This window comes from uncultured Gemmiger sp. (assembly GCA_944388105.1).
Lineage (GTDB): Bacteria > Bacillota > Clostridia > Oscillospirales > Ruminococcaceae > Gemmiger.
In genome coordinates this window covers 1-8,222 of the sequence record CALXHN010000092.1, presented here as the reverse complement: position 1 = coordinate 8,222, position 8,222 = coordinate 1, and the positions used below count along the sequence as shown (strand labels likewise).

The window sequence follows — 8,222 nt, the reverse complement described above, 5'->3', positions numbered from 1 at the left end:
ATCCGCACCGACCTGAGCTACACGGTCCGTTATCTGGAAGACGGTACCGCCCGTGAGCTGAATGGTGCGAAGGTTGTGGGCGGCCAGACCTTTGGCGCTACGGTGACCGAGAGTGCCATCAACATCCCCGGCTACACCATGACCAGCGACAAGAACCCGCAGAGCATCACCATCGGTACCGGCGAAAACGTCATCACCTTCTACTACAAGGAAATTGGTCCTGACGTTGAACCCACCCCGACGGAGACTCCCACCACGCCTACGATTCCGACCACGCCCACTACGCCCACCACTCCGGCTGGGCCGACCACTCCCACCCTGCCCGCGACCGGCGGTCCTTCTGTGACGGCCGCACCGGAAGCCACGCAGGCGCCCGCTGAGGAAGAGATCCAGGAAGAGATCCAGGAAGAGGAAACTCCGCTGGCTCCCGAAGCAGGTGAGGGCGAAGAAGAAACCATCGGCGAAGGCGAGACCCCGCTGGCTGGCGGCAACGCGGCCTGGGCTCTGCTGAACCTGATCCTGACCATCCTGACGGCCCTTGGCAGCCTGATTCTGCTGATCGGTTATTTCATCGGCAGAAATCGTCGGGAAGAGGAAGATGAGACCACCGGCGAGACCCGGACTGAATATGAGGTCAACAGACATGGATTCTGGCGCCTCGTCAGCCTGATCCCCGGCATCGGCGCCATCATCGTCTTCATCCTGACCGAGGATATGAGCCTGCCCATGGTCTTCGTGGACAAGTGGACTCTGCTGATGGTCATCATCGCAGTGATCCAGATCGTCATCGCGGTTCTGAGCATGCGCAATCGCGAAGAGCCCGATGAAGATGATCAGGCGAATGCTTGATGCATCGCGCAATCCCTGACCCTAAGGCGAAGGAAAACGCCTGAATAAAAGCCCCGTGCAGTTCCGTCTGCACGGGGCTTTTTATGTTGGCAGATCCCTGGCAAATGTCCGGAAACGGACAAGAAACCGGGAAAGACAGCATCCCTCCGGACGATCCCGGGAAAAACGGTGTGCCAATCTTTCGCCGCCGGACTGCATTCTGCGCCGGCCATATCCCACCTGACCGGAAAAAATCGGTGCTCTGCCCCCACAAAAGAGCACTCTGCCCACAAGAGGGCGCGGAGGACGGAAACAGCTGCGGAGCAGCCAGACAGGGCGGCCCGCAGGCAGGTACTGGAGCAGCCGGGAAAGGCAGCCCCGCCGGAAGTTGCACCCAACGCACAGCAAACCCTGGGTTTGGCCCCACGCGGAAATTCTCTGCGTGGGGCTTTTTGGTTTTTTATGGAGGGAGAAGGCACCATCCTGCATTGTTTTGCCCAAAAAGTGGCGCAAAATGTGTGGATGTGGGGCAAGGTGGAAACGAAGTGGGGATAAAGTGGGAGAAAAGGACGCCGGTTTTGTGCTTCCGGACCGGAAACAGCGGCAAGACAGCACTTTTGGTTCCGGCGTGGAAAGGAATGTCCCCCCTGGCCGGAACAGGCCCTGCGGGCCAATATCCTGGCCCAGATCAGTCTGGCGCTGAACCGTATCTGGACCGAGTGGTATCCCAGCCGGGGCTACAACTTCAACATCACCGGCTCTCCGGCCGTGGACCAGGTCTTTACCGAGGGCCGCACCGTCTATGCTGTCATGGAACGGCTGACGGCGGAGCTTTTCTCCACCTATGTGCGCCGCACCGGGGATGCCGAACCCTACTTCACCGAGTACTGTGACGGCAAGCTGGTGACCTGCAAGGGAATGAAACAGTGGGGGACGGTGGACCGGGCCAACGAGGGCAAGACTGCTTTGCAGATCCTGCGGTATTACTACGGCAATGATGTGAACCTGGTCACCACCAACAACATCGCCGCCATCCCCGAAAGCTACCCCGGTACCGCTCTGCGTCTGGGCAGCACCGGCACGTCGGTGCGGATCATCCAGCGGCAGCTGGACCGCATTGCCAAGGACTACCCGGCCTTCGGCAAGCCTACGGTCAACGGCACCTTTGACGCCGCCACCGAAAGCAGCGTCAAGGCGTTCCAGAAATACTTCTCCCTCACCGCCGACGGAGTAGTGGGGCGGGCCACCTGGTACAAGATCAGCTTCATCTACGTCAGCGTCAAGGAGCTGGCCCAGCTGACCAGCGAGGGCGAAAGCTGGGCGGGCACCGTCACCGGCGGCGTCTGGCCCGGGGTGGTGCTGCGCCGGGGGGATACCGGCGCCTATGTGGAGCTGGTGCAGTTCTGGCTGTCCACCCTGGCTGAATTTGACACCGCCATCCCCGACCTGACGGTGGACGGCAATTTCGGCGCCGGAACCGAACGATCGGTGAAAGCCTTCCAGTCCGAAAACGGCCTCACCGCCGACGGCGTGGTGGGGCAGGTCACCTGGGATGCCCTGTACGGCGCCTGGGTGGATGTGCAGAGCGACATGGGCGGCACCGCCTACCCCGGCACCGCCCTGCGCACCGGCAGCAAGGGCAACGATGTGCGGCTGGTGCAGTTCTGGCTGCGCATTGCCGCCGACAACTACCCCACCCTGCAGACGGTGACGGTGGACGGCAACTTCGGGTCCGGCACCGCGGCGGCGGTGAAGGCCTTCCAGAGCCTGTTCGGTCTGACCTCCGACGGGGTGGTGGGCCGGACCACCTGGACCAAACTCAACGAGGTGGGCATCGCCGTGGCCAACAAGCTGGTGGAACCCGGGGTGGAGCCGGGACAGTTCGTCACCACCCTGCGCCAGGGCAGCACCGGAACGCCGGTGCGGGCACTGCAGTACTATCTGCGCCTCATTGCCGAATACTGGGCCGGTGTGCCTTCGGTGGCGGTGGATGGCGTCTTTGGCGCCGCCACCACCGAGTCGGTGAAGGCATGGCAGCAGCAGGCGGGGCTGACCGTGGACGGCATCGTGGGGCCTGCCACCTGGCAGAGCATCTACGAGAACGCCATGCGCATGGCCGCCAGCGGGCCGGTGGTGCGTCTTTCCCCCCTGCCCGAACCCGCCCGCACCCTGGTGCCCAGGGATGTGGGCACCGAGGTGCTGGTCCTGTCCCAGATGCTGGCCTTCCTGGCCCAGTGGCTGCCGGATATCCCGGCCCCGGCCGAGACCGATGTCTTTGATGCGGCGGTGGAACTGGCCGTACGGGCAGCCCAGAAGCTGCTGAACCTGCCGGTGACCGGGCAGGTGGGGCCGGAAGACTGGCAGACCTTTGCGGATGCCGCCGCCGCTCTGTACACCGTCACCCCCTCCGCTGCGGCGCCGGAACCGGCGGGCGTCTGGCCGGGGGCCGCTCTGGCGGCGGGCAGCGCCGGTCCCGCCGTGCTGCAGGTCCAGCAGTGGCTCAACGTGCTGGGCAGCGTCTACTGCGGCTACAGCTTTGTGGAGGAGACCGGGGTGCTGGACGCCCAGACCCTGGCGGTGCTGGAAGCCTACCAGGAAAAGGTGGGCCTGGACCCGGTGGGCGTGGTGGATGACGCCACCTGGCTGAGTCTGCGTGCGGCTGCGGCCCCGTACGCGGCACAGGAAAGCTGAGCGCCGCAGAAAGAAGGGGACCGCTATGGCCAAACTGTTTGTGTACGATGTTTATGCCAACAAATTCCTGATCTACCGGGATCTGAGTGAGAACGATCCCATGCCCTACAGCTACGGCAATACCCTGACCCTGCGGGAATTCCGGGGCTCCTCCAACGCCGCCGTGCTGTGGACCACCACCGCCGCCATGGAAGCCTGGAACCTGACCCGCCGTACCTACGGGGCGGGCATTCCGGTGGGGTACGCCTTCAAGCGAATCTGGGAGGGCGGCCACGGCACCGCCAGCCAGCACTACGCCGGGGTGGCTTTCGACGTGGGACAGAGCACCACCGCCGCCAACCGCCGCAAGATCCACGCCGCCGCCACAGCCACCGGGGCCTGGGGGTATGTGGAACCCTTGTCCATGACCCCCACCTGGGTCCACTTTGACCGCCGGTACGGCACACCCGCCTGTTCCGGCACCACCGCGGGCTACCCCACCTGCCGCAAGGGGGACCGCAGCACCTATGTGCTGATCCTGCAGGATGCCCTCAACGCCCTGGGCTACAGCACCGGCACCCTGGACGGCATCTTCGGCAGCAGGACCTATACCGCCCTGCAGGGGGCCCAGCGCAGTTTCGGGCTCACCGCCGACGGCGTCTGCGGCTGCAACACCTGGAAAAAGCTCACCGCTGCCGTGGTGGGCATCGGGCGCACCCAAACGGTGATTGATTCCTGAAACGGCTGTGCTATAATAAAAATAAAGAAAAGCGGGCGCGGCCCGAATCGGAAGAACAAGGAGATGTAGCCCATGCAAGATGTGATGGAATTCCTGCGGGGCCGCCGTACCTACCGGCGGTTTTTGCCCAAACCCGTGCCCGAGGAAGTGCTGCGGGATGCCTTGGAAGCGGCCCGCATCGCCAGCTGCGGTGCCAACCGCCAGACCCTGAAATATGTGCTGGTGCAGACCCCCAGCGTGGTGGCCGAGATGAACCGTCTGGTGCGCTGGGCGGCCTTCCTGCCGCCGGAACAGGGCCAGCCCAAGGCAGGGGAGACCCCCACCGCCTTCATCGCGGTGTTCCAGGACGAAAGCCTGCCCGGGGTCAACGACACCGACGCGGGGCTGGCTCTGGGCAGTCTGACCGCCGCGGCCTGGGGCCACGGGGTGGGCAGCTGCATTATGGGCGCCATCGACCGTCCCGCCATCAAGACCCTGCTGGGCCTGGATAAGCAGGAACGCCTGCGGCTGCACAGCGTGGTGGCCCTGGGCTATCCCGCCCACCACAGCCGTGTGGTCCCCATGCAGGGGGACGACGTGCGGTACTACCTGGACGAAAACCGGGATTACTGCGTGCCCAAGCGCGCTATGAAAGAGATTCTGCTGGGCGAATTCTGAACCCAAAAGCGGGCGGTCTGCTGCAGGACCGTCCGCTTTTTTTGTGGAACTTCCACAATTTTATGTGTGAAAATTGTGAAACCGCCTTATTGACAATAAAATAACAATATGATATGATACATCCTAACGAAAGGGAGTAGTTGCACAACGCCCGTTGTGTTGGATTCCGACAAGCACAGCCGCAAGGCTCGGATATTCAAGCCCCCGGCAAGGGTTGACAAGACTTTTACCACAGGTGATGCCTGGGGCAAAAGTCTTTTTTGTTTATCTTTTCGTTTCGGGGGCGGTTCGCCCGGACCCGCCCCGCCGACCCTGACCCGGGCTGTGCCAAATCTCATTGGCAAGGAGGAGTACCATGAACCTGAATCTGAATTTCCGCATGCCCCAGGGGGACGGCGCCGCCAAAGGCGCCCGCCGTCTGCGGGGGCTGGGGCTGGTGGCGGTGCTGGTCGTCCTGGTGCTGGTGCTGCTGGGCAATTCCGTCTACAGCATCCGCGAACAGGAAAACGCCGTCATCACCACCTTCGGGGTGCCCCACACCGTATCCACCAGCGGCCTGCATTTCAAGATCCCCTTTATACAGCGGGTACAGAAGGTGGACATGACCATCAAGGGCATTTCCATCGGTTACGACAGCGCCACCAACGAGTCCACCATCAGCGAAAGCCTGATGATCACCAGCGACCTGAACTTTGTGAATGTGGACTTTTTCCTGGAATACCGGGTGGTGGACCCGGTGGCTTATCTGTATGCCAGCCAGGAACCCACCCTGATCCTGCGCACCCTGGCCCAGAGTTATATCCGGGACACCATCGGGCTGTACCCGGTGGATGAGGTCATCACCACCGGCAAGAACCAGATCCAGAGCGAGATCAAGGACAAGCTGGCCGCCCGCATCGAGGCCGAAGCCATCGGCCTGCAGGTGGTCAATCTGACCATCCAGGACGCCGAGCCCCCCACGGCGGAGGTGCTGGCCGCCTTCAAGGAAGTGGAGAACGCCAAACAGGGCGCCGACACCGCCGTGAACAACGCCAACAAATACCGCAGCGAACAGCTGCCCGCCGCCGAGGCCCAGGCCGACCAGGTGCGCCAGAACGCCGAGGCCGCCAAGGAGAGCCGCATCAACGAAGCCAACGGCCAGGTGGCCCGCTTCAACGAGATGTACGCCGAGTATGTGAAGTATCCGGCCATCACCAAGCAGCGGATGTACTATGAGACCATGGAGGACGTGCTGCCCGGGCTGCGGGTCATCATCACCGACGGGTCCGGCACCCGGCTGGACATGTTCGACATGAGCGATACCGCCGCCCCGGCCGCTGCCTCCGCACCCGAAACCACCGAGTAAGCAAGAGGAGTGTACATAGATGGAAAAGACAACCAAGAAAACGGCCCGATGGGCCGTGACAGTGCTGGTGGTGGTCCTGGCCGTGCTGCTGGTCAACGGCAGCATGGTGGTGACCCGCAGCAATGAATATTCGGTCATCCGGCAGTTCGGCCGGGTGGTGAGCATCCGCTCCCGGCCGGGTATCAGCTTTATGGTGCCGGTGATCCAGACGGTGGACAAGATGCCCAACACCGTGCTGCTGTATGACCTGCCGGTGTCCGACGTGATCACCCAGGACAAAAAGACCATGGTGGCGGACAGCTTCATCCTCTGGAAGATCACCGATCCCCAGAAGTTCATCCAGACCCTGAACGGCAGCGTGGCCAACGCCGAAAGCCGCCTTTCCAACCTGGTGTACAACAGCATGAAGAACACCATCTCCGGCATGACCCAGGCGGAGGTCATCAGCGGCCGCAGCGGCGCCCTGGCCGGGGCCATCCGGGACGGGGTGGGGGATAACCTGGACGCCTACGGGGTGGAGCTCATCGCCGTGGAGACCAAACACCTGGACCTGCCCGACGACAACAAGGAGGCGGTCTACACCCGCATGATCAGCGAGCGGAACAACATTGCCGCCAGCTACACCGCCCAGGGCGAGAGCGAGGCCCAGATGATCCGCAGCCAGACCGACAAGGAGGTGCAGATCATGCTCAGTGCCGCCCAGGCCGATGCCGAAAAGCTGGAAGCCGAGGGCGAGGCGGAGTACATGCGCATCCTGTCCGATGCTTACGCCGACCCCCAGAAGGCGGAATTCTACAGCTTTGTGCGCAGCCTGGACGCCGCCCGGGCCAGCCTGCAGGGCAGCGGGGACAATGTGCTGTTCCTGGACCGCAGCTCCCCTCTGGCCGAGATCTTCTACAACAAGACCGCATAAGATTGCCCGGGAAAACCTTCCGGTAAATGGATACAGCAAAGCGCCCCTGCCGTATGGCAGGGGCGCTTTTGTGCGGTATGAAAAGAGGATCATTCGTGCCGGATGGCTTCCAGGGCGCTGATCTTCACCGCCCGGTTGGCCGGGGCGATGCCGGACAGGATGCCGATGACGGTGGCAAAGGCCAGGGCCGCCGCGATGAGCCAGGGCGGAATGATGGAGATGACGGTGGAACCGGTGTACATGCCGCCGCCGCTGAGCAGGCTGGTGATGTCAAAATACACGTTGATGCCCATGCTCTGCAAAAGCATCATGACCAGGCTGGCGATCAGGGTGAGGTTGTTGAGCACCAGCCCCACCAGCAGGCTGAGCACGGCGCCCACCACCCCGCCGATGAAGCCGATGAACCCGCTTTCGATCAGAAACATCCGGCGGATGTTGCGCAGCTCACAGCCCAGCACCTTCATGACGCCGATCTCCCGGGTGCGCTCGTAGATGGCCATGGTCATGGTGTTGGCAATGTTCAGCGCCGCCACAAACAGGCTGATGGCCGCCAGACCACCCAGCATCAGCTGGTTGCGGGCTACCTGCTTCTGCATTTCCTTGCGGGTGTCGGACATGGAATAGGTGCCGAAGCCCTGCTCTTTGATGGCCTCGCTGACCTCATCCACATTGTCAATCTCATCCACCTTCACATAAACCTGGTTGTACTGGGTGGTGGAGGTATCGTTGTTGTTCTTGATGAGCTTGTTGTACTCCTCCATGAGCATCTTCATGTCCTTGAGACGCAGCACAATGCCGCTCTGGGTCCAGTAGTTCTTTTCGTCCAGGGCCATGGTGCCCACCACCACCAGCTCCCAGCTCTCCTCCTTGGGGTTCTCGGCGTCGCCGTTGGACAGGGTCAGGGTCATCTTGTCCTTGTTCACGTCCACAAAAGGTTCCAGCTCGTTGCCCATGGCATCGGTCATGCCGTACCACCGGTACCGCTTGGAACTGTTCATGCTGCGGCGGGTATCCTCAAAGTTATAGCCGGTATAGGGCCCTACCAGCACCGGGATCTTGCCCTTGCCGTA

7 protein-coding genes are annotated in these 8,222 nt (G+C 62.5%); 6 read left to right on the top strand and 1 reads right to left on the bottom strand.

The window, feature by feature from the left end:
- From Q0K17_RS09320 to Q0K17_RS09295, 6 genes are all read left to right on the top strand, one after another.
- Positions 1-849: MucBP domain-containing protein (locus tag Q0K17_RS09320; RefSeq protein WP_294542506.1), on the top strand; the 849-nt coding region annotated here is incomplete at its 5' end.
- Between the two features lie 747 nt (positions 850-1,596).
- Entirely contained in the window at positions 1,597-3,519 is a 1,923-nt protein-coding gene (locus Q0K17_RS09315) for a peptidoglycan-binding protein (protein ID WP_294542504.1), read from the top strand.
- 25 nt (positions 3,520-3,544) lie between these two features.
- Positions 3,545-4,237, top strand: coding sequence for a peptidoglycan-binding domain-containing protein (locus Q0K17_RS09310; protein WP_294542503.1), 693 nt, complete (start codon positions 3,545-3,547; stop codon positions 4,235-4,237).
- Positions 4,238-4,309: 72 nt separating this feature from the next.
- Positions 4,310-4,894 carry a nitroreductase family protein gene (locus Q0K17_RS09305; RefSeq protein ID WP_294542501.1) on the top strand — a complete coding sequence of 195 codons (585 nt, stop codon included), beginning with the start codon at positions 4,310-4,312 and terminating at the stop codon, positions 4,892-4,894.
- A gap of 355 nt (positions 4,895-5,249) precedes the next feature.
- A complete protein-coding gene (gene hflK / locus Q0K17_RS09300; protein ID WP_294542500.1) occupies positions 5,250-6,239 on the top strand; it encodes an FtsH protease activity modulator HflK in 990 nt (329 codons plus the stop codon).
- 19 nt (positions 6,240-6,258) lie between these two features.
- Positions 6,259-7,152 carry a protease modulator HflC gene (locus tag Q0K17_RS09295; RefSeq protein WP_294542499.1) on the top strand — a complete coding sequence of 298 codons (894 nt, stop codon included), beginning with the start codon at positions 6,259-6,261 and terminating at the stop codon, positions 7,150-7,152.
- A gap of 89 nt (positions 7,153-7,241) precedes the next feature.
- On the opposite strand, the gene Q0K17_RS09290 is transcribed toward Q0K17_RS09295, so the two are convergent.
- On the bottom strand, positions 7,242-8,222 hold a 981-nt coding region (locus tag Q0K17_RS09290), incomplete at its 5' end, for an FtsX-like permease family protein (RefSeq protein ID WP_294542498.1).